At 71.0% G+C, this 25,640-nt stretch carries 18 protein-coding genes; 8 read left to right on the forward strand and 10 right to left on the reverse strand.

Annotation, left to right across the window (positions count from 1 at the left end):
• From FHS34_RS26080 to FHS34_RS26100, 5 genes are all read left to right on the forward strand, one after another.
• Window positions 1–2,918 (forward strand): non-ribosomal peptide synthetase (locus FHS34_RS26080; RefSeq protein WP_184969660.1); only part of this gene is annotated, 2,918 nt, incomplete at its 5' end.
• A 109-nt stretch (window positions 2,919–3,027) separates the two neighbouring features.
• On the forward strand, window positions 3,028–3,261 hold the full coding sequence (locus FHS34_RS42730) for an MbtH family protein (protein WP_184969663.1): 234 nt from the start codon (window positions 3,028–3,030) through the stop codon (window positions 3,259–3,261).
• Window positions 3,258–4,916 (forward strand): class I adenylate-forming enzyme family protein, encoded by a 1,659-nt coding sequence (locus tag FHS34_RS26090; RefSeq protein WP_184969665.1) that lies wholly within the window; start codon window positions 3,258–3,260, stop codon window positions 4,914–4,916. The genes FHS34_RS42730 and FHS34_RS26090 overlap by 4 nt, the downstream gene beginning before the upstream one ends.
• Window positions 4,917–5,085: 169 nt before the next feature.
• Window positions 5,086–6,315 carry a 5-aminolevulinate synthase gene (gene hemA, locus FHS34_RS26095; RefSeq protein WP_184969667.1) on the forward strand — a complete coding sequence of 410 codons (1,230 nt, stop codon included), beginning with the start codon at window positions 5,086–5,088 and terminating at the stop codon, window positions 6,313–6,315.
• A 220-nt stretch (window positions 6,316–6,535) separates the two neighbouring features.
• Window positions 6,536–8,071 carry a long-chain-fatty-acid--CoA ligase gene (locus FHS34_RS26100; protein ID WP_184969669.1) on the forward strand — a complete coding sequence of 512 codons (1,536 nt, stop codon included), beginning with the start codon at window positions 6,536–6,538 and terminating at the stop codon, window positions 8,069–8,071.
• A 75-nt stretch (window positions 8,072–8,146) separates the two neighbouring features.
• Here the strand turns inward: FHS34_RS26100 and FHS34_RS26105 are convergent, their stop codons facing one another.
• Entirely contained in the window at window positions 8,147–9,697 is a 1,551-nt protein-coding gene (locus tag FHS34_RS26105) for an MFS transporter (protein ID WP_225817630.1), read from the reverse strand.
• Between the two features lie 458 nt (window positions 9,698–10,155).
• Between FHS34_RS26105 and FHS34_RS26110 the strand changes: the two genes are divergently transcribed.
• Both FHS34_RS26110 and FHS34_RS26115 read left to right on the forward strand, forming a co-directional pair.
• Window positions 10,156–11,373: a thiolase family protein gene (locus FHS34_RS26110; RefSeq protein ID WP_184969671.1), complete on the forward strand. Its 1,218-nt coding sequence runs from the start codon at window positions 10,156–10,158 to the stop codon at window positions 11,371–11,373.
• A complete protein-coding gene (locus FHS34_RS26115) occupies window positions 11,370–13,499 on the forward strand; it encodes a 3-hydroxyacyl-CoA dehydrogenase NAD-binding domain-containing protein (protein WP_184969673.1) in 2,130 nt (709 codons plus the stop codon). The genes FHS34_RS26110 and FHS34_RS26115 overlap by 4 nt, the downstream gene beginning before the upstream one ends.
• 85 nt (window positions 13,500–13,584) lie before the next feature.
• On the opposite strand, the gene FHS34_RS26120 is transcribed toward FHS34_RS26115, so the two are convergent.
• Together FHS34_RS26120 and FHS34_RS26125 are read right to left on the reverse strand one after the other, a co-directional pair.
• Window positions 13,585–13,941, reverse strand: a complete 357-nt coding sequence (locus FHS34_RS26120) for a hypothetical protein (protein ID WP_184969674.1) — start codon at window positions 13,939–13,941, stop codon at window positions 13,585–13,587.
• Window positions 13,942–13,987: 46 nt separating this feature from the next.
• A complete protein-coding gene (locus tag FHS34_RS26125) occupies window positions 13,988–15,004 on the reverse strand; it encodes a PLL family lectin (protein ID WP_184969676.1) in 1,017 nt (338 codons plus the stop codon).
• Window positions 15,005–15,076: 72 nt separating this feature from the next.
• On the opposite strand from FHS34_RS26125, the gene FHS34_RS26130 reads away from it, so the two are divergent.
• Entirely contained in the window at window positions 15,077–15,469 is a 393-nt protein-coding gene (locus tag FHS34_RS26130) for a PIN domain-containing protein (protein WP_184969679.1), read from the forward strand.
• 10 nt (window positions 15,470–15,479) lie between these two features.
• Here FHS34_RS26130 and FHS34_RS26135 read toward each other — a convergent pair whose 3' ends face one another.
• The 7 genes from FHS34_RS26135 to rok7B7 form a co-directional block, all read right to left on the reverse strand.
• Window positions 15,480–16,928 carry a glycosyltransferase family 39 protein gene (locus FHS34_RS26135; protein WP_184969681.1) on the reverse strand — a complete coding sequence of 483 codons (1,449 nt, stop codon included), beginning with the start codon at window positions 16,926–16,928 and terminating at the stop codon, window positions 15,480–15,482.
• A gap of 72 nt (window positions 16,929–17,000) precedes the next feature.
• A complete protein-coding gene (locus tag FHS34_RS26140; protein ID WP_184970112.1) occupies window positions 17,001–18,524 on the reverse strand; it encodes an amino acid permease in 1,524 nt (507 codons plus the stop codon).
• A gap of 138 nt (window positions 18,525–18,662) precedes the next feature.
• Window positions 18,663–20,591 (reverse strand): 1-deoxy-D-xylulose-5-phosphate synthase, encoded by a 1,929-nt coding sequence (gene dxs / locus FHS34_RS26145; protein WP_184969683.1) that lies wholly within the window; start codon window positions 20,589–20,591, stop codon window positions 18,663–18,665.
• A 143-nt stretch (window positions 20,592–20,734) separates the two neighbouring features.
• Window positions 20,735–22,045, reverse strand: coding sequence for a sugar ABC transporter permease (locus FHS34_RS26150; protein WP_184969685.1), 1,311 nt, complete (start codon window positions 22,043–22,045; stop codon window positions 20,735–20,737).
• On the reverse strand, window positions 22,042–22,842 hold the full coding sequence (locus tag FHS34_RS26155) for an ATP-binding cassette domain-containing protein (protein WP_184969687.1): 801 nt from the start codon (window positions 22,840–22,842) through the stop codon (window positions 22,042–22,044). The genes FHS34_RS26150 and FHS34_RS26155 overlap by 4 nt, the downstream gene beginning before the upstream one ends.
• Window positions 22,843–23,033: 191 nt before the next feature.
• Window positions 23,034–24,140 carry a sugar ABC transporter substrate-binding protein gene (locus FHS34_RS26160; protein ID WP_184970114.1) on the reverse strand — a complete coding sequence of 369 codons (1,107 nt, stop codon included), beginning with the start codon at window positions 24,138–24,140 and terminating at the stop codon, window positions 23,034–23,036.
• 133 nt (window positions 24,141–24,273) lie between these two features.
• Window positions 24,274–25,473 (reverse strand): ROK family transcriptional regulator, encoded by a 1,200-nt coding sequence (gene rok7B7 / locus FHS34_RS26165; protein WP_184969688.1) that lies wholly within the window; start codon window positions 25,471–25,473, stop codon window positions 24,274–24,276.
• Between the last annotated feature and the right edge of the window lie 167 nt (window positions 25,474–25,640).

Below are 25,640 nucleotides of genomic sequence, written 5' to 3' on the forward strand. Positions count from 1 at the left end.
AACTCACCCTGCCCGGCATCACGGCCCACAGCACCCCCGTCGCCACCGGCACCTCCCGCTTCGACCTGCTCTTCAGCATCGACGAACGCACCACCGCCACCGGCACACCCACCGGCCTCGAAGGCTTTGTCGAATACAGCACCGACCTCTTCGACCACACCACCATCACCACCCTCATCGAACGCCTCACCCGCGTCCTCGAACAAGCCGTCACCCAACCCGACACACCCATCACACGCACCGAACTCCTCTCCACCGACGAACGCCACCAACTGCTCGTGCAGCACAACGCCACACAGCACGACGTGACCACACCGGAAGTTCTCTCCGAGGCCTTCGAAGCACAGGTACGGGCCACACCCGACGCGCCGGCCGTCGTCTTCGAAGCGACCGAGCTGTCCTACGCCGAGGTGAACGAGCGGGCCAACCGCCTCGCACGCCTGCTCATCACCCACGGCGCCGGACCCGAGCAACTCGTCGCACTCGCCGTGCCACGCTCGGCCGATCTCATCGTCGCCGTCCTCGCCGTCCTCAAGACCGGCGCCGCCTACCTGCCCCTCGATCTGGACTACCCCACCGAACGCCTGGCGTTCATGACCGAGGACGCCGGCCCGGTACTGATGGTCAGCACCCACCAGGCGGCCACGAACCTCCCCCAGGGCGTGACACAGGTACTGCTGGACGACCCGGCGGTGACCACGGCGCTCGCCGGACTCCCGGCCACCGACATCGACCCCGGCGAACGCCACGGAGTCGTGTCCCCGCAGTCCCCCGCCTACGTCATCTACACCTCCGGCTCCACCGGCACCCCCAAGGGCGTGGTGATGACAGTGGGCGCACTCGCCAACCTCATCGCCTGGCACACCGCCACGATCGGCTCGACACCGGGCACCTCCGTGGCACAGTTCACCGCGATCAGCTTCGACGTCTCCGCCCAGGAGATCCTCGAAACCCTCGGCACCGGCAAACGACTCGTCGTCCCCGACACGGACGTACGACGCGACCCCACACGGTTCGTGCAGTGGCTGGACGAGCACCGCATCGAGGAGCTGTACGCACCGGATGTGATGGTCCAGGCGGTGTGCGAGGCGGCTCTGGAGCAGGGCCGTACCCTCCCCCACCTCCGTCACATCGGTCAGGGGGGCGAGGCCCTGCGGCTGACTCCGGCCGTGCGGGACTTCGTCGCGGCTCGGTCCGGCCGACGGCTGCACAACCACTACGGTCCTTCGGAGACCCACCTGGTCACCGCCCACACCGTTCCGGAGGACGTGACCCGGTGGGGGGCGACGGCACCGATCGGCGCTCCCATCTGGAACACGCGGGCGTATGTCCTGGACGACGCGCTCGCACCGGTGCCGGCCGGAGTGACCGGCGAGCTGTACCTCGCGGGCACCGCCCTGGCCCGCGGCTACTGGGACCGCCCGGGACTGACCGCGGAACGCTTCGTCGCCGACCCGTACGGCGGCCCGGGCGAGCGCATGTACCGCACCGGTGACCTGGTCCGCTGGAACACCGCGGGAGAGCTGGAGTACATCGGCCGGGCCGACTCCCAGGTCAAGGTCCGCGGTATGCGCGTGGAACTCGGCGAGATCGAGACGGTGCTGGCCGGGCATCCGGACGTGTCCCAGGCGGCGGTGGCGCTGCGGACCGACGGTCCGGGCGAGGGGCGCCTGGTCGGCTATGTCGTGCCCGTCCCCGGACGCGAGGTGGACGTCCCGGCCCTGCGCACCTACCTGGCGGGCATCACCTACCTGGCCGGTGCGCTGCCGGAGCACATGGTGCCGTCCGCGGTGGTCGTGCTGGACGCGCTGCCGCTGACCCCCAGCGGCAAGGTGGACCGCCGGGCGCTGCCCGCGCCGGTGCTCGACACGGCGTCCTCCGGGCGCGGTCCGCGCACGCCCCAGGAGGAGATCCTGTGCGGCGTCTTCGCCGAAGTCCTGGGCATGCACCGGGTCGACATCGACAGCAGCTTCTTCGACCTCGGCGGCCATTCCCTGCTGGCGACGCGGCTGATCAACCGGGTCCACGACCTGCTCGGTGTGGAGCTGTCGATCCGCAGTGTGTTCGAGGCCCCGACCGTGGCCGGCCTGGCCGAACGGCTGGGCGTGGACACCAGCGACAGCGCTCTGGACGTCCTCCTGCCGCTGCGGGCCAACGGCACCCTTCCCCCGCTCTTCTGCATCCACCCCGGCGGCGGCCTGAGCTGGTGCTACGCCGGGCTGCTCCAGCACCTGGAACCGGACAGGCCGATCTACGGGCTCCAGGCCCGGGGGCTCGCCGAGGCGACCCGGCTGCCGGCGACCGTCGAGGAGATGGCCGACGACTACCTGGAGCAGATCAGGACGGTGCAGCCCGAGGGCCCGTACCACCTGCTGGGCTGGTCCTTCGGCGGCATGGTGGCGCACGTGATCGCCACCCGGCTCCAGGAGAAGGGCGAGACGGTGGCCCTGCTGGGCATGCTCGACGCCTATCCGGTCGTTCCGGAACAGGACCACGACGCGGCGGGGGGCCTGGAGCGGGAACTCCTCGCCGACCTCCTGCACTTCGTCGGCGTCGACCCCGGTCCGGCCGGGGAGCAGGGGCTCGACCGGGCGGGCGCGCTGGACGTCCTGCGGCAGGAGGGCAGCGCGCTCGCCAGTCTCGACGAGCGGAGCACCACGGCGCTCATGGACGTCTTCATCAACAACAACAAGCTGATCGCCGGGTTCGATCCGGTCCGCTTCCGGGGCGATCTCCTGCACTTCACCGCCACGCTGGGGCGGGACGACAAGGCCCCCACGGCGCGGAGTTGGCGGCCGCACGTCGAGGGCCGCATCGAGGACCACCCGATCGCCTGCGAGCACCGGAACATGGTGCAGCCGGGTCCGCTCGCCGAGATCGCGAAGGTGGTCGCGGACAAGCTTGGCACGACCGGCTGAGCACCGCGGACCATCCGCTTTCCGGCCCCCGCGCGGAGAACACCGACGTGGGCGGCGCGAACCGCGCCGCCCACGAGCGCAACAAGAAACAACAGAGAGGTACACGACCGTGTCCAATCCCTTCGAGAACAACGACGACGCATACCTGGCGCTGGTGAACGACGAGGGGCAGTACTCGCTCTGGCCCGCTTACCTGGACGTCCCGGCGGGCTGGAGCATCGCACTCGGGAAGGCCGGCCGGCAGGAGTGCCTGGACCACATCGAGGCCCAGTGGACCGACATGCGGCCCCGCAGCGTCGTCCGCGCGGCCGAGCAGGTCGCGGCGGAGGCCTCCACGGCATGACCTCGCAACCGCAGTCCGCTCCCGCGCGTCCGGCGCGGGAGCACCCCCACTACGTGGGCAGCCTCCTCGCGGCACTGGGCGAGGAGCCGGAGCGCGTCGTCGTACGGTGGCGCGACCGCGTCCATACCGCAGGGGAGCTTTCCGGGACGGTCGTCACGGCGGCGGCCGGCCTCGCGGCCCACGGGGTGGGGCCGGGGACCGTGCTGGGCGTCCTCACGGCGCCGAACAGCCCGGACATGCTGGTGGCGCGGTACGCGGCGCATCTGCTCGGTGCGGGCGTGGTGCACGTCGGTTCCACCAACGCGGCGACCTCCGGGGCCGTCCTGCCCGCGGCCGCTCAGGCCACCGCCCTGACGGAGACCGGGGCCACGCTGCTGGTCGCCGACGCGGCCGGGGCGGTGCAGGCGCGGGCGGTCCGCGCCCATGTGCCGGGGCCGCTCGCCCTGGCGTGCCTGGAGGGTCCCGCCGACGGGTTCCTCGACCTCACCGCGGAGGCCGGCGAAGGGGGGATCCGCACCGACCCCGCCGCGCTGGCGTCGCTCATGCCCCGGGTCCCCGCCGTCACCACGTACACCAGTGGTTCCACCGGCCGGCCCAAGGGCGTGCGACGCTCGCTGGCCGCGTGGAACCACATGGTGGCCACCACCGTGGATTCCGGCAGCCGGCCGCGGATGCTCGTCACCACCCCGCTCAGTCACACGATCGGTCCCATGGTGGACGCGACCATCACCTCGGGCGGTACGGTCGTACTGCACGAGGAGTTCGACGCGGGACGGTTCCTGGACGCGGTGTACGCGCACCGTGTGACCCGCTCCTTCCTGGCCGTGCCGCACATCTACGCGCTCATCGACCACCCGGATTTCGCCTCGGCCGACCTGGGCAGCCTCCAGCAGCTCATCTACGGTGGCTGCCCGGCGTCCCCGGCCCGTCTGGAGCAGGCCGTGCGGGCGTTGGGCCCCATCCTGATCCAGACCTACGGGACGACGGAGAGCTGGGGCATCAGCGTGCTGACGCCCCCCGACCACTTCCGGCCGGAGCTCCTCGACGGCGCCGGACGCCCGATTCCGGGCGTGGAGGTCGTCGTCCGGGACCCGGAGACCGGACGGGAGCTGCCGACGGCGACGACCGGCGAGGTGTGTGTGCGCTCGCCGGTCATGATGGACGGGTACTGGGGCGACGACGAGCGGTCCCGGACCGTGCTGCGCGACGGCTGGCTCCACACCGGTGACCTCGGCCACCTGGACGACGAGGGCCACCTGCGGCTCGTCGGACGGCTCGGCGATGTGATCAAGAGCAAGGGCGAGAAGGTCCATCCCACCGCCGTGGAGAGCGCGTTGCTGTTCCACCCGCGGGTCGCCCAGGCGGCGGTCTTCGGGGTCCGGGACGGTGACGAGGTCGAGCACGTGCACGCCGCGGTGGTTCCGCACCGGGGCGGGGACGTCTCCTCGGGCACCGGCTCTGAGCCGTCGCGGCCTTCGGAGCCTTCGGGGCCGGAGGAGTGGGCGGCCGAGCTGCGCGCGCACGTCGCCGCCGTCCTGTCGCCGTTCCACGCCCCGGCCGTCATCACGCTGCGGGAGCGTCTGCCGCTCACCGCTTCGGGCAAGCCCGACAAGCAACTCCTGCGTGCCGAGGCGGGAGCGGCGTCCGCCGGCTAGCCCGGCTTTCCGGCTCCCCAAGAGTCTCCGGGCGGACCGGCAGACGCTGAACGGCCTCTGGCCGCCGTAGCACCGGGCCGCGGAACCGGACGCGCTCCGCCATGGGCCCCCGACGCGTCACACACCTCTTATCTTCGAACCGCTAGCACATGGAGAGCGAGTCAGCGCAATGAACCAGCACCTGGAGTTCTTCTCCCGCGAGATGACGGAATTCGGCGCCCAGTGGCGGGAGTTCCTGGAGGTCGGCCGGCGTGCGGGGAAGTTTCCCAGCGCCGTCGCGCGCCGGTCGCTCGAGGACACCGACCGTGACATCAACGTGTGGTGCAGCAACGACTACCTCGGCATGGGACAGAACCCCGCCGTCATGGAAGCCGTGAAGGAGGCCGTCGACGCGTTCGGTGCCGGCGCGGGCGGTTCGCGCAACATCAGCGGCACCAATCACCTCCACGTGCTGCTGGAGAAGGAACTCGCGGCGCTGCACGGCAAGGAAGCCGCCGTCATCTTCCCCTCCGGCTACACGGCCAACGACGGCTCGCTGTCCGTCATCGCCGGACGCGCCCCGGACACGCTGGTCTTCTCCGACGAGCTGAACCACGCGTCCATCATCGACGGCCTGCGCCACAGCGGCGCGGACAAGCGCATCTTCCGCCACAACGACGTCGCCCACCTCGAAGAGCTGCTGGCCGCGGCCGACCCGGACCGCCCGAAGCTGATCGTCCTGGAGTCGGTGTACTCCATGTCCGGTGATGTCGCGCCGCTCGCCGAGATGGCCGAACTCGCCGAGCGGTTCGGTGCCACCACCTTCCTCGACGAGGTGCACGCGGTCGGCATGTACGGTCCCGAGGGCGCGGGAATCGCGGCGCGCGAGGGGATCGCGGACGACTTCACGGTCATCATGGGCACGCTGGCCAAGGGCTTCGGCACGTCCGGCGGCTACATCGCCGGTCCCGCGGCCCTGGTCGAGTCCGTGCGCGGCTTCTCGCGGCCGTTCATCTTCACCACCTCGCTCCCGCCGGCCACCGTCGCCGGCGCCCTCGCCGCGGTGCGGCATCTGCGGTCGTCCGAGGAGGAGCGCCGGCGGCTCGCGGAGAACGCGCGGCTGCTCCACCGGCTGCTCACCGAGCGGGGTATCCCGTTCCTGTCGTCCGAGAGCCACATCGTGTCCGTGCTCGTCGGCGACGACGAGCGCTGCCGTGCGGCGTGCGCCCTGCTCCTGGACCGGTACGGGGTCTACGTGCAGTCCATCAACGCGCCGAGCGTCCGGGCCGGTCAGGAGATCCTGCGGGCCACGCCCTCCGCGACCCATACGACCGCCGATGTCGAGAAGTTCGCCGACGCCCTCGATGATGTCTGGCAGGAGCTGGAACTGCCCCGTGGCGGCGGGGTCCGGGAGGCCTGACCCTCGCCGGCCCGGCCCTCATGCACGGGCCGCACCGCCGAGAGGTCCGGGGCGCCGGCGGACGGTGGGTGAACCCTCCGGCCGCCGGCGCCCCGTGCGGTCGCCGAGCGCGTCCGGCAGCCGTCCGGCGGGCCGCCGCCCGCCCTTCGTCCCGTACGGCACCGCCGGTGCCCGCCACCGGCCGCTTTCGCATGCAACCCGATCGACGTGTGGAGCCCCTATGTCCCTCTCCCTGGCAGCCGTACTCGCCGAGTCGGCGGCCTGTCGCCCGGACCACCCGGCCGTCGTCTGCGAGTCGGAGGAGGTCACCTACCGGAGTCTGTGGGAACAGGCGAGACAGTACGCGTCCGTGCTGAGGAGCCGTGGGATCGGCCCGGGTGACCGGGTCGCGCTGCTGATGTCCAACACGCCGCACTTCCCCCGGGTGTACTTCGGGGCCCTGGCGCTCGGCGCGACCGTGGTGCCGTTGCACGCGCTCCTCAAGGCGGACGAGATCGCCTACGCGCTGCGGGACTCCGGGGCCGTCGCGCTGGTCTGTGCCGCGCCGTTGCTCGGCGAGGGCCGTCCGGCCGCCGAGACGGCCGGTGTTCCGGTGCTCACGGTGCTGGCGGACGACGACTGCGCGGGCCCCCGGCTGGACGCGCTCGCCGAGGGGGCCGTCCCCGTCGGCACCTACCACCCCTGTGAGCCCGACGACGTCGCGCTGGTCCTCTACACCTCCGGCACCACCGGCCGGCCCAAGGGGGCGATGCTCACCCACCTCAACGTCACGATGAACATCACCGTGTCGATGCTCTCCCCCTTCGGCTTCCGGGCCGATGACGTGCTGCTCGGGGTACTGCCGCTGTTCCACACCTTCGGCCAGCTCTGCGGCATGGGCGTGTGTTTCCGGGCCGGCGGGACGATGGTGCTGATGCCGGGCTTCGACGCCCCGCGCGCGCTGGAGCTCATGGTGACCCACCGGTGCACAGTGTTCATGGGCGTGCCGACGATGTACATCGCCCTGCTCGACGCCGTCGGCCGGAGCGGCCGGCGGCCGCGTCTCGACCGGGCGTTCTCCGGGGGATCGGCGCTGCCGGTGACGGTCCTGGAAGAGTTCGAGGAGGTGTTCGGCTGCCCGATCTACGAGGGGTACGGCCTGACCGAGACCTCGCCGGTGGTCGCCTACAACCAGCCGGCGTGGCCGCGCCGCCCGGGTACGGTGGGCCGGCCGGTCTGGGGGGTCGACGTCGGGATCGCCCGGCCCGATGTGGAGGGCCGGATCGAGCTGGTCCCGCCGAACGAGATCGGCGAGGTGGTCATCCGCGGCCACAACGTGATGGCCGGCTACCTCAACCGGCCGGAGGCGACGGCCGAGGTGATGGTGGACGGCTGGTTCCGCTCCGGCGACCTCGGCCTGAAGGACGAGGAGGGCTGTCTCACCCTCGTGGACCGCAAGAAGGACATGGTCCTGCGCAACGGCTACAACGTGTATCCCCGCGAGATCGAGGAGGTCCTGATGCGGCACCCGGCCGTCGCTCAGGTCGCCGTCGTCGGTGTTCCGGACACCACGCACGGCGAGGAGGTCTGCGCGGTGGTGATCGCGGCGGCCGGGGCGGCGCCCGGTCCTGGGCTCGCCGCCGAGTTGGTGGCCTGGAGCAGGCAGCGGATGGCGGCGTACAAGTATCCGCGGCGCGTGGAGTTCGTCGACGCGCTGCCCGTCGGCGCGAGCGGGAAGGTCCTCAAGCGGGACCTGGTGGCCTGGCTGGGCGCGTGAGTCCCGGGGCGCGGACCCAGGCGGCCCGCGGGGTGCGCCGACGGGCCGTCACCGCCCGCGCGCACCCACTGCCCGTCACTCGTGGGCGTTCGCCGGGGACGGAGATCTCGGGCTCTGTGGACCGTTCTGCCCGGTCGGGCTCCCGCCGGTACGCTCGGCACGGCGGAGGTTGCGGCCCACGACGAGACCGCCGACGAGGAGCAGGGCCGCACCGATGAGCTGGCTGGTGGACAGGCCGGAGACGAAGGCGTGCCGCGCGTCCTCGACGAGGCCCGCGGAGCCCGGCAGGGCCGCCGCCTTCGCCAGGGTGGCCGGCAGGGACTGGTGTCCCTCCGCCTGCAGGGCGTCCGGCAGTGAGGACGCGAAGCGCGCGGAGACCAGGGCGCCCAGAACGGCCACCCCCAGGCTGGCGCCGAGTTCCTGGAGCGTTCCGTTGACCCCGGCGCCGGTGCCCGCGCGGGTGCGGGAGATGGCGGTCATGATGGAGTTCGCCACGGCGGGCATGGCGAGTCCGACGCCGGAACCGATCAGGACCAGCCCCACGAGGATTCCCCAGTAGCCGTGTCCGACGAAGAACCCGGCCGTCGCCGTTCCCACGGCGATCAGCGGGACGCCCACCATGACGGCACGGCCGGGGCCCGTCCGGCGCAGCACCCGGGCACCGAACCCCGTCAGGTTGAACACCACGACGGTCGCCGCCATCGGGGCGGTCGCGAATCCCGCCTTGATCGGGCTGAATCCCTCCAGGAACTGCAAATACTGGGTGAGGAGGAACAGGGCGCCGCTCATTCCGAAGGCGACGAGAATACCGCCAGCTGCGGCGAAGCCGAACATACGATCCCGGAATAGCGACATGCTGAGCATCGGGTGACTTATATGTCGCTCCCACTGAATGAACACGCCCATGAGGAGAAGTCCCGCCAGGCCGGGAACCAGGGTTTCACCCGACCCCCAACCTTTTTCCGGGCTGACGACGACCGCGTAAACGATGCCGACCATTGCGGCGACGGACAGGAAAGCTCCCAGGAGATCGGGGCGGCCGCCCGTGGGATTGCGTGACTCGGGCACCAGGAGGATCACCGCGACGATACTGACGGCCGCCACGGGGAGGTTGATGAGGAAGATCGACCCCCACCACGCGTGGTCGAGCATGAATCCGCCGACCACGGGCCCGGCGGTGAACCCGAGGGCGCTGACTCCGGCCCAGACCCCGATGGCCCTGGGGCGCTCGGCATCCGGAAAGATCTGCATGACCAGCGCCAACGTGGTGGTCATGAGGAAGGATCCGCCGATCCCCATGAAGGCGCGGGTGAGGATGAGCTGGACCGGGGTGGCGGAGAAGGCGGCGCCGGCGGACCCCAGCCCGAAGACGGCGAGGCCGAAGAGCAGCGCTCGCTTGCGGCCGTACCGGTCCGCCGCGTTGCCGGCGGTGAGCAGCAGGCCCGCCTGGGAGAGCGAGTACGAATTGACTATCCATTGGGTTTCCGCGGTGCTCGCGCCCAAGTCCCTCACCAGCGAGGGCAGGGCGACGTTGAGAACCGTGTTGTCGAGCACGACGGTCAGCAGGGAAAGGGATAAGACACCGAGGATCCACCAGCGTCGCCGATGGGATTCCGGGTCAGTCACACCAACCTCCTCTACACTGTATATCGCGGCACATTAGCATCGGCCTCACGCGCCTCGCAATCAGCACCGTCCGGGGGGCCGAAAAGAGTTCCCGGTCGTCGGTACGGAGCCCCGGTCGCGCACACTTTTCGGCACCGGTCCTTCACAACTTCCAGCCTTGAACGGCGAAAACCCCGGCCCGTGGGCCGCACGGACGGGAGTGGCGGGAGTGACGGGAGTGCGGTGCGGGCGAGACGGAAGGGGCGGCGGCGAGGACCGCGAGTGCCGGAGCGTCAGCCAGAGGGGGTGCACCGCGGCCGGATCTACGGGGTGGCCCGGCCGACGCCGGAGGTGTGACGTTCACCGCTGTGGCGGAGGGGGCTGGGCAGCTACGTTACTCATAAGTAGCATGGACCTGAGCGCGCGCTCAGCGTGCCGCGCAGCAGTAGTGCCATCCCGCACCCTGGAGGAGAGCCATCGTGCCTCGTACCGTCAGGGACGTCGTCTTCGTCGACGGCGTCCGCACCCCGTTCGGCAAGGCGGGCCCGAAGGGCATCTACCACGAGACCCGGGCCGACGACCTCGTCGTGAAGGCGATCCGGGAGCTGCTGCGCCGCAACCCCGGTCTGGACCCGAAGAAGATCGACGAGGTCGCCATCGCCGCGACCACGCAGATCGGCGACCAGGGCCTGACCCTCGGCCGCACGGCCGGCATCCTCGCGGGCCTTCCGCAGTCCGTCCCGGGCTACTCGATCGACCGCATGTGCGCCGGCGCCCTGACCGCCGTGACGACCACCGCCGGTTCGATCGCGTTCGGCGCCTACGACGCCGTCATCGCCGGTGGTGTCGAGCACATGGGCCGCCACCCGATGGGCGAGGGCGTCGACCCGAACCCGCGCTTCGTGTCGGAGAAGCTCGTCGACGAGTCCGCCCTGTTCATGGGCATGACCGCCGAGAACCTGCACGACCGCTACCCGACCATCACCAAGCAGCGCGCCGACGAGTACGCCGTGCGCTCGCAGGAGAAGGCCGCCAAGGCGTACGCCGACGGCAAGATCCAGCAGGACCTGGTGCCGATCTCGGTGCGCCGCACCAACGCCGAGGCCGGCGAGACCGGCTGGGGCCTGGTCACCGCCGACGAGCCGATGCGCCCGGGTACGACCCTGGAGAACCTGCAGGGCCTCAAGACCCCGTTCCGCGTCCACGGCCGGGTCACCGCCGGTAACGCGGCCGGCCTGAACGACGGCGCCACCGCCTCGATCATCGCGAGCGAGGACTTCGCCCGCGAGAACAACCTGCCGGTCAAGATGCGCCTGGTCTCCTACGCCTTCGCGGGCGTGGAGCCCGAGGTCATGGGCTACGGCCCGATCCCGGCCACGGAGAAGGCCCTCGCCCAGGCGGGCCTGTCCATCTCCGACATCGGTCTCTTCGAGATCAACGAGGCCTTCGCCGTCCAGGTCCTCGCCTTCCTGGAGCACTACGGCATCGCCGACGACGACGCGCGCGTCAACCAGTACGGCGGCGCCATCGCCTACGGCCACCCGCTGGCCTCCTCCGGCGTCCGTCTGATGACGCAGCTGGCCCGCCAGTTCGAGGAGCAGCCGCACGTCCGCTACGGCCTGAACACCATGTGCGTCGGCTTCGGCATGGGCGCGACGGTCATCTGGGAGAACCCGCACTTCGAGGGGGACAAGTGAGCACCACCGCTGAGCTTTTGAAGGGTGCGGCCGAGCTGTTCCCCGACGAGGTCGTGACGTCCGCGCACGTACGCCACCTCGACCTGCCGTTCGGTGCGGGGCGCTTTGCGCTCATCACCCTCGACAACGGCTTCGACCACACCAAGCCGACCACCTTCGGTCCGGCCTCGCTGGCGAACCTCAACACCGCCATCGACCAGGTCGAGAAGGAGGCGGCCGACGGCGAGATCGTCGGTGCCGGCATCACCGGCAAGCCCTTTATCTTCGCCGTCGGCGCCGACCTCAAGGGCGTCGAGCTGCTGAAGCGGCACGAGGACGCGCTGGCCATCGGCAAGGGCGGCCACGAGGTCTTCAAGCGCCTCGCGGGCCTCGCGGTCCCGACCTTCGCGTACTACAACGGTGCGGCGATGGGCGGCGGCGTCGAGGTCGGCCTGCACTGCTCCTACCGGACCGTCTCCCAGGCGATCCCGGCGTTCTCCCTCCCCGAGGTCTTCCTGGGCCTGGTCCCGGGCTGGGGCGGCTGCGCGCTGCTGCCGAACCTGATCGGCGCGGAGAAGGCCGTCTCGGTCATCATCGAGAACTCGCTGAACCAGAACAAGCAGCTCAAGGGCAAGCAGGTCTTCGACCTCGGCATCGCGGACGCGATCTTCGAGGGCGCCGACTTCCTGGAGCAGTCGCTGATCTGGACCGCGAACGTCCTCAAGGGCGACGTCAAGGTCGAGCGCCCGGTGATCGACCGCGGTGAGGCCTGGGACCAGGCCGTCGCCAAGGGCCGCTTCATCGCCGACGGCAAGGTGCACGGGGCCGCTCCGGCCGCCTACCGCGCCCTCGACATCATCGCGGCCGCCAAGGACGGCGACCTCCAGGCGGGCTTCGACGCCGAGGACCAGGCCCTCGCCGACCTGATCATGGGTGGCGAACTGCGCTCCGGCATCTACGCCTTCAACCTGGTGCAGAAGCGCGGCAAGCGTCCCGCCGGTGCCCCGGACAAGAACCTGGCGCGCCCGGTCACCAAGGTCGGTGTCGTCGGCGCCGGTCTGATGGCCAGCCAGCTCGCCCTGCTCTTCCTGCGCCGCCTGGAGGTGCCCGTCGTCCTGACGGACATCGACCAGGAGCGCGTCGACAAGGGTGTGGGCTACGTCCACGCCGAGATCGACAAGCTGCTCGGCAAGGGCCGCATCAACCAGGACAAGGCCAACCGCCTCAAGGCGCTGGTGACCGGTGTCCTGGACAAGGCGGAGGGCTTCTCGGACGCGGACTTCATCATCGAGGCCGTGTTCGAGGAGATCGGTGTCAAGCAGCAGGTGTTCGCGGAGGTCGAGGCGGTCGCCCCGGCGCACGCGATCCTCGCCACCAACACCTCCTCGCTGTCCGTGACGGAGATGGCGTCGAAGCTGCGGCACCCCGAGCGGGTCGTCGGCTTCCACTTCTTCAACCCGGTCGCGATCCTGCCGCTGCTGGAGATCGTCCGCGGCGAGAAGACCGACGACGCGTCGCTCGCGACCGCGTTCGCCGTCGCCAAGAAGCTGAAGAAGACCGCGGTCCTCACCAAGGACGCCCCGGCGTTCGTCGTGAACCGCATCCTGACCCGCTTCATGGGCGAGATCCAGAACGTCATCGACGAGGGCACCCCGGTCGAGGTCGCCGAGAAGGCGATCGAGCCGCTCGGTCTTCCGATGTCCCCGCTGGTCCTCCTGGAGCTGGTGGGCCCGGCGATCGGTCTGCACGTCTCGGAGACCCTCAACCGGGCCTTCCCGGACCGCTTCACGGTCTCCCCGAACCTCGCAGCCGTCGTCAAGGCGGGCAAGCGCGGCTTCTACGTCTACGACAGCGGCAAGCCGGAGCTGGACCCCGAGGTCGCCGCGCTGCTGAAGCAGGGCGACTCCGTGCTCACCGAGGAGCAGGTGCGCGACCGCGTGCTCGACGCGGTCGCGCAGGAGATCGGGCTCATGCTCGACGAGGGCGTCGTCGCCGAGGCCCAGGACATCGACCTGTGCCTGATCACCGGCGCCGGCTGGCCCTTCCACCTGGGCGGCATCACGCCGTACCTGGACCGTGAGGGCGTCTCGGAGCGGGTGAACGGCAAGAAGTTCCTCGACCCGGGCGTGGCGAGCGTGCCCGCGTAAGGCACCGCGTACGGACGATGCCCGGCACACCCTGGGGTGTGCCGGGCATCGGCGTCCCGGCCGGCCGCCGGGCAGGGCCCTCACGTCACCACGCGCTCCAGGGGACACGGCAGGTGTGCGGGGCCGTGCCCTCGGGACACAGGTCCCTGATGACCGTCTTGCGGATCGCGCGCCAGGTCCGCAGGGAACACGCCAGCCGGACGTGGAGCTCGACGGGCCGGCGCGCGCCGCCGGCGCGGCCGGGGTTCTCGACGGCCCACTGTTCCGCCAGATGGTCGTACAGGTAGGCGGTCGTCAGCCCGCCGTCGACGACGGTGCGGGCGACACTCCAGCGCAGGATCCGGGCACTGCGCGGTTCCACCGCCCGGCGGACGATCCCTTCGACCAGGGCCAGCCCCTCCTCGTCCGCGTAGAGACCGAACCTCAGGTCACGCGTTGTCACCGCATCAGCCTTCCCTATCCGTCTTCTTCATCCGTCGGCCGCCGGCTCAGATCTGCCGCCACGCCTCCAGTGCCAGCCCCGGCTCGTCCTTGCGCCGGGTCAGCAGGAGGTTCCCGGTCGACGGGGATGCCGTCGCCGCCACCACCCGCCCCGTCTCGTCCGTCGTCAGGGACACCAGCGCGTCCAGCGGCAGCTCGGGTCCCGACTCGGTCCACCAGGCGCCCGCCGACTCCCGCTCGGTCGGATACGCGGCGAAGGCGACCCGGCGGTTCTCCGACCGCTGGACCAGCAGGGTGCAGTCGTGGCCGTCCAGGTCGCAGCGGACCGCCGACACCGGGCCGGGGCCCGCGGCGGGCAGCACGGTGACGGGCTCGCCGCCCGGGCGCCAGGCGCACAGGCCGCCCGAGGTGTCGGTGTAGAAGACGGTCGTGCTCTCCGGGGAGGTGGCCAGGGCGCGCAGGGTACCCTGGCGGACCGGGGCCTCCAGGGCCTCCTGGAGCACGGGCTGGGCGCCCGGTTTCTCCTGACGCCAGTACAGCAGGCCCTGCGAGACGGCCGCGTACAGCTCGACCCGCCCCGACTCCCCCGCGACCGCGGCCAGTCCGTCCCGTACCTCGCGGCCCTTCAGGTCCCGCCAGGGATCCCAGCCGCCTTTCTCCTTCTGCATGACCATGCTCACCCCGCCACCGCGGTTCGGGACGAAGACATGGGCGCGGCCCTGTGCGTCGACCGCGACGGCGGGCGTGCCGGTGCGGTCGCCCGTCCTGTTCGGGTGGCCGATCGGGTGCCAGTCCAGGGCCGCCAGGTGCGGGCGGAAGTGGGTGGAGTGCACCAGCCCGGCCTCGCCCTTGACGGTGGGCCGCCAGGAGGCCAGGTGGGCATAGCCGTCGGCGCCCTGGCCGACGGCCAGGACGGGGTGCAGTCTCTGCTCGCCGCCCACCTTGCGGGGGGCGGACCACGGGCCGCCGGCTCCGAGCTCCGCCCGGCACAGGACGGCGTCGCCCGACAGTTGGTAGACACTCAGCCGGCCGTCTCGGCCGCGAAGGAGCCAGTCGCCGTTCACCGGTTCACTCTAAGCCGCTCGCCCCCGGCCGCGGGGCCCGGCCCCCGGCCTGGGGCATGGCACCCTTGCGGCATGAGCGACCCGTTGCCCGCCGTGCCCTCCCCCGCCCCGCCGCTCGTCATCGTGGACGGCGCGAACGTCGTCGGCTCGCGCCCGGACGGCTGGTGGCGGGACCGCAGGGGGGCGGCCGAGCGGCTGCGGGACCGGCTGGCGGGCGAGGGCCTGCCCGGGCATCCGGAACCGGTGGAGATCGTGCTCGTGGTCGAGGGCGCGGCCCGGGGCGTGACGTCGGTGCCGGGCGTGCGGGTGGAGTCGGCGCCGGGCAGCGGGGACGACCGGATCGTGGAGCTGGTCGCCGGGAGCCCCGGCCGGGCCCGCCTGGTGGTGACCGCCGACCGCGAGCTGCGGCGGCGGGTCACGGAGCTGGGCGCGGAGGTGACCGGGCCGCGCGCCGTCTGGGGCTGAGCCGCCGGTGTCAGGGGCCCGGCACCCGGGCGTACAGCACCGCGCCGTCCACCCGGCCCACCTCCTCGTAGCCGGCCGTGAGCAGCCGGCGCAGCGTGGGCAGGCGGCCGGGGGCGTACGGCTCGCCCCGGGAGTCGTCGACGACCAGGACGGGGGCGTGCGCGGTCATCTCCCGGCGGAAGACCGGCCAGGTGCCCGCGACGGCGTACTTCTCGCCGACCTGGGGTCCGTCCCGGCCTCCGCTGTAGTTGGTGAGCAGGCCCGCGGTGAGATAGCGGGTGGCCGGGGTACGGCCCGCCAGCCAGTACGTCTCCGGGTGTATGCCCCACACGAGGACCCGGTCGGCGGGTGCCGTGCGGTGTGCGAGGGCCGCCGCCAGCCGCTCGGCGTGCGCCAGTTCGGGGCGCGGGGCGAGCAGGCCCCAGCCGACGAAGACGGCGCAGGAGCAGACCGAGGTGAGGACGGCCGTCAGGTGCCGCTCCCGGGGCAGGCCGCGCAGCGCGGCGGTGGCCAGCAGGGCGAGCGGCGGGGTGAGTTGCAGGTAGTAGTGGCCGAAGAAGTGGCAGCCGAGGACCACGGCGGCGGCGGAGGAGGCCAGCCACAGCCACAGCTCGGGGGCACCGGTGCGGGCGCCGCGCAGGGCCCGTGCGACCGGCGGGAGCAGTCCCGCCGAAGCCGCCGCCAGGATCGCGGTGTTGGTCAGCGCGCGGACCAGGACGTGGAGTTCGGAACCGGTGACGGAGGCGTACGTGGCGGAGCCGGTCACCGTCCAGAACAGGAAGCCGCCCGGATCCGTCGCCAGGGCCACGCCGAGCACCGGGACGGCGAACCCGGCCGCCAGGCGCGGCAGGCCGGCGCGCGGGCCGCCCTGCCGGTGCAGCAGCCAGACCACCGGCAGCAGCACCGCTCCCCCGGTCTGCTTGGTCAGGAAGGCGGCGGCGACGGCGGCCCCGGCGGCGCCCCAGCGCCCGCGGTCGGCGCACCACAGGGCGGCGGCCGTGCCGGGCAGCATGAACACCTCGAAGGTGGCGGCCTGGGCGTCCTCGGGGTTGAGCCCGATCGAGATCAGCAGGTACAGCATCCCGGCGGTACGGCCGGCCCGGTCGCCCCAGCGGCGGCGGGCCACGGAGGCCAGCAGGGCGGCGGTGAGCAGCTGGGCGAGGACGGCGAGGACCCGCAGCGGGGTCAGCGAGCCGGAGCCGCAGAGCGCGAACGCGGCCTGGTAAAGCCAGGGCAGCAGCGGTGGCTTGCGGTCCACCACCGTGTCGTACAGCTCTCCGCCCTGGGCGAGCAGCCGCGCCTGTACGGCGAGGAAGCCCTCGTCCGGGTTCCACAGCGGCTGGACGAAGGAGGGGACGCGGGTGACGCAGGCCAGGGCCGCCAGCAGGGGCACGAGCCGCGCCCAGTACGCCGTCCGGGTGACCGTGGTCCGTACGGGAGCGAGCGGGACGGCGAGCATGGGCAGCACGCTATCCGGCCCCGCACTCCCAGCCGAAGCGGGACATACGGGGCCGGGGCGGGAGTCTGTGCGCTACGGGACGGTTCCGTGCGGCGGGCGGGCGTCCTCGTCCGCCTCGGCCGCCTGGCGCAGGCCCAGGCGGCTGTGCGAGCGGCCGTAGAGGAAGTACACGACGAAGCCGACGACCATCCAGAGGGCGAACCGGATCCAGGTCTCCGCGGGCAGGTTGAGCATCAGCCAGAGCGAGGCGCACACGGACACGATCGGGACGACCGGGACCCAGGGGGTGCGGAAGGCGCGGTGCAGGTCGGGGCGGGTCCGGCGCAGGATGATGACGCTGAGGGCGACGACGATGAACGCGAACAGGGTGCCGATGTTCACCAGTTCGGCCAGTTCACTCAGGCTGGTGAAGCCGGCCACGATCGCGATGACCACGCCGAGCAGGATGGTCGAGCGGTACGGGGTGCGGAACCGCGGGTGGGTGTGCGAGAAGAAGCGGGGCAGCAGTCCGTCGCGGCTCATGGCGAAGAAGACGCGGGACTGGCCGAGCAGCAGGATCATGCACACCGTGGTCAGTCCGACGGCGGCGCCGAAGCTGATCAGGCCCGCGTACCAGGGATGCCCCGTGGCCTTGAACGCGTCGGCGAGCGGCGCCTCGATGGACAGCGCGCTGTACTTCTGCATGCCGGTCACGACGATGGACACGGCGACGTACAGCGTGGTGCAGATGATCAGGGAGCCCAGGATGCCGCGCGGGACGTCCCGCTGCGGGTTGCGGGTCTCCTCGGCGGCGGTGGCGACGACGTCGAAGCCGATGAAGGCGAAGAACACCACGGAGGCCGCCGTGAAGATGCCCATGACGCCGAAGTTGGAGGGCGCCCAGCCGAACATCAGCTGGATCAGGGGCGCCTTGAGGTTGCCGGCCGCCTCCGCGGACTGGGCCTTCGGGACGAACGGCTCGTAGTTGCTCCCGTGGACGAAGAAGGCGCCCGCGATGATGACGACGAGGACCACGGCCACCTTGATCGCGACGACCACGGAGGTGACCCGCGCGGACAGCTTCATGCCGATGACGAGGATGGCGGTGAGCACCAGGACGAGGGCCGAGGCGAGGATGTCGAAGCCGAAGCCCGTGGCGCCGTCCCTGCCGGAGAGGGCCTCGGGCAGATTCCAGCCCGCGTTGTCGAGCAGCGAGTGGATGTAGCCGGACCAGCCGACCGCGACCACCGCCGTACCGAGCGCCAGTTCGAGGACCAGGTCCCAGCCGATGATCCAGGCGGGGAGTTCGCCGAGCGAGGCGTAGGAGAAGGTGTACGCGGAGCCCGCCACGGGGACCGTGGAGGCGAACTCGGCGTAGCAGAGGGCGGCGAGCGCGCAGACGACACCGGCCACGACGAAGGACAGTGAAACGGCGGGGCCGGCGGTGTTCTTGGCCGCCGTGCCGGTGAGGACGAAGATGCCCGTGCCGATGATGACACCGACGCCGAAGACGGTCAGGTCCAGGGCGGTCAGCGACTTCTTGAGCGCGTGCTCTGGTTCCTCGGTGTCCTGGATGGACTGCTCGACGTTTTTCGTCCGGAACAGCGCGTTGCTCACGTACCTGCCTCCCACGCTTGTCGTCCTCGACATGATCGAGAGGGTCGGGGACCGTATTCCCCGGCACAGGCAGGTAAACGCAAACGGGCCGGTTCCGCCACCTGGAGAGGCGGCGGAACCGGCCCGTGGGGGCGGTTTCTAGTCGCGCGCGGGCTGCACGGCGTCCACCGCGCCCGCCGTGCCGTCGTACCGGCCGTCGATCCTGGCGACCAGGCCGGTGACCTGGCGGGCGATGTCGGGCGCGGTCAGCCCGATCTCGGCGAGGACCTCGGCGCGGGAGGCGTGGTCGAGGAAGCGCGGCGGGATGCCGAAGTCGCGCAGCGGCACGTCCACGCCCGCGTCCCGCAGGGCCTGGGCGATCGCGGAGCCGACGCCGCCGGCGCGGCTGTTGTCCTCGACGGTGACGACGACCCGGTGCCGTTCGGCCAGCGGGGCCATGGCCTCGTCGACGGGCTTGACCCAGCGCGGGTCGACGACGGTGGTGGAGATGCCCTGCCGGTCGAGCAGCTCGGCGATCTCCAGGCACATCGGGGCGAGGGCGCCCACGGAGACCAGCAGCACGTCCGGGCGGTCGGTGCCGGGCTCGCGCAGTACGTCCATCCCGCCGACGCGGCTGACGGCGGGTACGGCGGGGCCGACGGCACCCTTGGAGAAGCGCACCACGGTCGGCGCGTCCTCGACGGCGACGGCCTCGCGCAGCTGCGCCCGCACCTGGTCGGCGTCGCGCGGCGCGGCGAGCCGGAGCCCCGGTACGACCTGCAGGATCGACATGTCCCACATGCCGTTGTGCGAGGCGCCGTCGGTGCCGGTGACACCGGCCCGGTCCAGCACGAAGGTCACGCCGCGCTTGTGCAGGGCCACGTCCATGAGGACCTGGTCGAAGGCGCGGTTGAGGAAGGTGGCGTACACCGCGAAGACCGGGTGCAGACCGCCGTACGAGAGGCCCGCCGCGGAGACGGCGGCGTGCTGCTCGGCGATGCCGACGTCGTACACGCGGTCGGGGAAGCGCTTGGCGAACTTGTCCAGGCCGACCGGCTGGAGCATGGCCGCGGTGATCGCGACGACGTCCTCGCGCTCCTCGCCGAGCCTGACCATCTCCTCACCGAAGACGGAGGTCCAGTCGGCGCCGGAGGAGGCGATCGGCAGGCCCGTGTCCGGGTGGATCTTGCCGACGGCGTGGAAGCGGTCGGCCTCGTCCTGCAGGGCGGGCTGGTAGCCGCGGCCCTTCTCGGTCAGGCAGTGCACGATGACCGGGCCGCCGAACCGCTTGGCCCGGGCCAGCGCCGACTCCAGCGCCTCGATGTCGTGGCCGTCGATCGGGCCGACGTACTTCAGGCCGAGGTCCTCGAACATGCCCTGCGGGGTGATGAAGTCCTTCAGCCCCTTCTTGGCGCCGTGCAGGGTCTCGTACAGCGGCCTGCCGACGACCGGGGTGCGGTCGAGGATGTCCTTCGTCCGGGCGAGGAAGCGCTCGTAGCCGTCGGTCGTGCGCAGGGTCGCCAGGTGGTTGGCGAGGCCGCCGATGGTCGGGGCGTAGGAGCGCTCGTTGTCGTTGACGACGATGACGAGCGGGCGGTCCTTGGCCTCGGCGATGTTGTTCAGCGCCTCCCAGGCCATGCCGCCGGTCAGGGCGCCGTCACCGATGACGGCGACGACGTGGCTGTCCCGCTTCTTCAGCTCGTTGGCCTTGGCGATGCCGTCGGCCCAGCCGAGCACGGTCGAGGCGTGGCTGTTCTCGATGACGTCGTGCTCGGACTCGTTCTGCGCGGGGTAGCCCGACAGGCCGCCCTTCATCTTCAGCCTGGAGAAGTCCTGCCGGCCCGTGAGCAGTTTGTGCACGTACGACTGGTGGCCGGTGTCCCACAGGACCTTGTCCTTCGGGGACTCGAAGATCCGGTGCAGGGCGATGGTCAGCTCCACCACACCGAGGTTGGGACCCAGGTGCCCGCCGGTCTTGGAGACCTCCTGGACGAGGAAGGTCCGGATCTCCTCCGCCAGCTGGTCCAGCTCCTCCGGGCTGAGCCGGTCCAGATCGCGCGGTCCCCTGATGCGGGTCAGCAGCGGCACCAGTGCCTCCTTGCAGTAGAGCTGATCGAGCTTTCGCGAGCCAGTCGAGTCTAATGTTCCCCGCTTGGCGCCCGGTGTACGGGTGCGGGACACGACAGCGCCCGGCACCTGAGCGGCACCGGGCGCGATGACGTGTCCGAGCGCTACGCGCGCCCGGCCGTCTTCTGCGTCTTGCGCGTGACGGAGTCGATGACCACGGTGGTCAGCAGGACCGCGGCGGTGATCATGTACTTCACCGGCTCCGCGATGGACTCCAGCTGGAGACCGTACTGGATGGACACGATCACCAGCACACCCAGCAGGGCGTTCCAGGTACGGCCACGCCCTCCGAACAACGACGTGCCACCGATCACGGCCGCCGCGATCGCGTTCATCAGCAGGTCACCGGTACCGGCGCTCTGGTTGGCCGAGGCGATCTTGGAGGCCAGGAACAGACCGCCGATGGCGGCGAAGCCACCGGAGATGGCGAAGACGGAGATCCGCACCGCCGTGACGTTGATACCCGCGCGCCGGGACGCCTCCACGCTGCCACCGAGCGCGAAGACCTTGCGGCCGTAGGTGGTGCGCCGCAGCACGAAGTCCGTGCCGACCAGGAAGGCCAGGAAGATCACCGTGGCCAGCGGCAGACCCTTGAACTGGTTGTACATGTAGGCGGCGGCGAAGGAGACCACGGCCAGCAGCACCGTGCGCAGGATCGTGTCGCTGACCGGCCGCGACGGGACGCCCGCGGCCTCCCGGCGCCGGTTGCCGAGGAAGGAGCTGACGAAGAACAGGACGACCACGACGACGGCCAGGCCGTAGGCGGCGGCCACATCGGTGAACGTGTACGTGGTCAGCTTGCCGATCAGACCGTCGCTGTCGAGGTTGATCGTGCCGTCCTCGCCCAGCACCTTGAGCATGAAGCCGAGCCAGAAGAGCAGGCCGGCCAGGGTGACGGCGAAGGCCGGGGCACCGAGCACGGCGAAGAAGAAGCCGTGCAGGGCGCCGATGGCGGCACCGGCGGCGATGGCGACGAGCACGGCGACCCACTCGGGCCAGCCCTGGTTGACCGTGAGGACGGCGGCGAGGGCGCTGGCCGCGCCGCTGACCGAGCCGACCGACAGGTCGATCTCGCCGAGCAGCAGCACGAAGACGATGCCCACGGAGATCATGCCCGTGCCGACCATCGTGACCGTGATGTTGCTGATGTTCTGCGCCGAGAGGAACTCGGAGTTCAGCACCTGGAAGATGATGCAGATGATCGCCAGGCCGAGGATGACCGGCAGGGAGCCCAGCTCACCGGCCTTCATCTTGCGCTTGAACTCGTGCCAGTAGCCGAGCAGGCCCTCTTCCTGCACCAGCAGGCGCGGGTCGACGGCGGTCACCGCGGCGGCCGCGGCCTCGGGGTTCTCGACCGCGTGCTCGTCCTGCGAGGACGACTTGTCGAGGTTCGCGGAGGTCTTGTCGATGCTCACTTGGAAACCTCCCCGTTGATGCCGGAGGTACGGGCCGCACGGCGGGTGACGGCGTTGTCGGTGGCGCCGGTGATGGCGGAGATGATCTCCTCCTGCGAGGTCGTCTTGACCTCGAAGATGCCGTTGTTGCGGCCGAGGCGCAGGACGGCGACCTTGTCGGCCACCGCCTTCACGTCCGCCATGTTGTGGCTGATGAGGATGACGGCGTGGCCGCGCTCGCGCAGGCGCTCCACGAGGTCGAGCACCTGGGCGGTCTGCTCGACGCCGAGGGCGGCGGTGGGCTCGTCGAGGATCACCAGCTTGGGGTCGCCGAGCATGGAACGGGCGATGGCCACGGTCTGGCGCTGACCGCCGGAGAGCGAGGCGATCGGGATGCGGACGCTCGGGATGCGGATCGACAGCGTGGTGAGCAGCTCGCGGGCGCGGCGCTCCATCTCGACCTCGTCCAGGACGCCCCACTTCCTCAGCTCACGGCCGAGGAAGAGGTTGCCGACGACGTCGATGTTGTCGCACAGCGCGAGGTCCTGGTAGACGGTCGCGATGCCCAGTGCCTGGGCGTCGTGCGGCCTGCTGATCGACACGGGCTTGCCATCCCACTCGATGGCGCCCTCGTCGATGGGGTGCACGCCGGCGATCGTCTTGACCAGCGTGGACTTTCCGGCGCCGTTGTCGCCGACCAGGGCGACCACCTCACCGGCGTGGATCTCGAGCTCTACGTCGGTGAGCGCCTGGACGGCACCGAATCGCTTGGAGACCCCGCGCAACGCCAGCACGGGCGTAGCGGACACGTGAACCATCTCCTTCGCCGCCTGACCCGGCGGGAGGTTGTGCAGAAACTTGGGGGGAGTACCGTCCGGCGCCCCGCGCCGAGCTTGCGGGGCTGTCTGTTGCGCCGGGGCGCCGGAGGACCTTGGGGGCGGCCGGCCGCCTTCACCGCGGGTGTTCACGGGGGGGGAACACCCGCCGGCGGGAAGGGACCGGGGACCGCTTACTTGTTGAGGCCGAGCTTGTCGCAGGCGGCCTTGTACTTGCCGGCGCAGATCTCGTCCGCGGTGTAGACGCCGTCCTTGATCACGGTGTCCTTGATGTTGTCCTTGGTCAGCGAGGTGACCGGGACCAGGACCGAGGGGACGTCCTTCTGCGAGCCGCTGGAGACCTTGTCCTTGGCGACCGAGTCCAGCGACTTGCCCTGGGCGAGCGCGACGGCCATCTCGGCGGCGGCCTCGGCCTCGGGGGCGTACGGCTTGTAGACGCTCATGTACTGGTCACCGGAGACGATGCGCTGCACACCGGCGAGCTCGGCGTCCTGGCCGGTGACCGGGACGCTCAGGCCCGCGGCCTTCAGGGCGGTGATGATGCCGCCGGCCATGCCGTCGTTGGCGGAGTAGACACCCGCGATGTTCTTCTTGCCGACCGCGGAGATCGCCGCCTCCATCTCGGAGTTGGCGTTGTCCGGCGACCACTCCTTGGTGTCGTACTCCTTGGCGATCGTGACCTTGCTGTCGAGGACGGAGTGCGCGCCGTCCTTGAACTGCTTGGCGTTCGGGTCGGTGACCGAGCCGTTGATCATGACGATCTTGGAGGACTTGGTGGCCTTGGCGCCCAGCGCCTTCAGCAGGGCCTCGCCCTGGGTCTTGCCGACCTGGGTGTTGTCGAACGAGGTGTAGGCGCTGATCGGGCCCTCGGCGAGGCGGTCGTAGGCGACGACCTTGATGCCCGCGTCCACGGCCTTCTTGACCGAGTTCTGGATGGCCTTGGCGTCCACCGCGTCCACGATCAGGACGTCCACCTTGTTGGTGATCATGGTGTCGACCTGCTGGGCCTGCAGGTTCGCGTCCTGGCGGGCGTTGTTGTACTCGACCTTGGCCTTGCCGTTCGTCAGCTCGCTGATCTTCTTCTCGATCAGCGGCCGGTCGAACTTCTCGTACCGCGCGGTCTTGTTCTCCGGAAGCAGCAGACCGACGGTGATGTCGTCGCCCTTCTTGGCCGACGCGGAGGAAGAGTCGTCGCTGCCCTTCGACTCCTTGGCGCTGCCACAGGCGGCCAGCGAGACGGCCATCGCTCCGGCGGCAACGACAACGGCGGCACGACGCATACGTGCGTTCACTTCAGAAACCTCCCTGACGAGGCCGCGTCGTTGCGGCCGAGGTGGCTGGAAGTCAACTCGGCCACACGTGCGACGTCAAGAAGTAAATCCTTAACGAGATGGCAACGGTGCCATCCGTTCTCTAAGTGAAGGCAGGGGTCGCCACGGGAAGGGACCCCTCCAAAAGGGTCGAATCGCCCATCTCGCTGAGGGCGAGGGCGAGCGCTCCGAGCACCTCCGCACGGCCGCCAAGCGCCCCCGGAAGAACGGACAGTTGGCGCGCCGCGCTGGGGATCGCGTAGCGGCCGACGGACTCCCTGATCGGCCCGAGCACCAGCTCACCGGCCTCGGCGAGATCACCGCCGAGGACCACCCGGCTCGGGTTCAGCAGATTGCAGAGATTGGCCACTCCACTGCCGATGTGGCGGCCGACGTCGGCGATCACCCGACGACAGCCCGGGTCACCGTCCCTGGCCAGCCGTACGACGCCTTCCATCGTCAGGTCGGCGCCGTGGCCGGGCTGGAGCAGCGGGAGCACGTAGCGCGCCGCCGCGAAGGTCTCCAGGCAGCCACGGTTCCCGCAACGGCAGACCGGGCCGGATTCATCGAGTGTAATATGCCCGATTTCTCCAGCTGTGCCGCCCGGGCCGCGATAGATCTTCCCGTCGATCACCAGACCGGCGCCGACACCGCTCGCGACCTTGATGTACGCCAGGTCGCGCACGCCCTTGCCGCTGCCCCAGACCAGTTCGCCGAGGGCGCCGAGGTTGGCGTCGTTGTCCACGTGCACGGGCACGCCGAGCCGCCCGCGCAGCTCCTCGGCGGGCTTGGTGCCGCCCCAGCCGGGCAGGATCGCGGTGGACCCGAGGGTCCCGGACTCGACGTCGATCGGGCCCGGCACGCCGAGCCCCACGCCGGCCACCTTGGTCCGGTCCACGCCGGTGGCCGCGATCAGGCGTTCGACCAGCTGTTCGGCCCGGTCGAAGCCCTGGTCGGCGGAGGCGTCGACGTCCAGCGGCTCGGCCTCCTCGGCCAGCACCTGATGGGCGAGGTTCCCGATCGCGACGCGCAGATGGGTGTGCCCGAAGTCCACGCCGATCACGATGCCGGCGTCCCCGCTCAGGCTGACGCTGCGGGCCCGTCGCCCGCCCGCCGACGTGGGCGTGACCTCGACGGTTCCCCCGTCCTTCAGCTCCCGCACGATGTTGGAGACGGTCGCCGCGGACAGACCGGTCGTCCGCGCGATCTCCGCCTGCGTGAGGGAACCGGCCAGGCGTACGGCCCGGACGACCCGCTCCAGGTTGGCTCGGTGCAGTGATGACTGCGACCCTGGAGTCTCCACGACGACCTCCTGAGCGCGGGGCCGCTTCGGTGAGGCCCCGTGTATGTCCAACTAGTGAACTCTAAGCTGAGCCGTTCGGGGTGACTCCCGTCAAGAGGTTGAACTGTTTCCGGGGTGTGGGACACACACGCGCACGCCGCCTCCCGGAGTCGGGGGCGGCGTGCGCG

This window comes from Streptomyces echinatus (assembly GCF_014203595.1).
Taxonomy (GTDB): Bacteria; Actinomycetota; Actinomycetes; order Streptomycetales; family Streptomycetaceae; genus Streptomyces; species Streptomyces echinatus.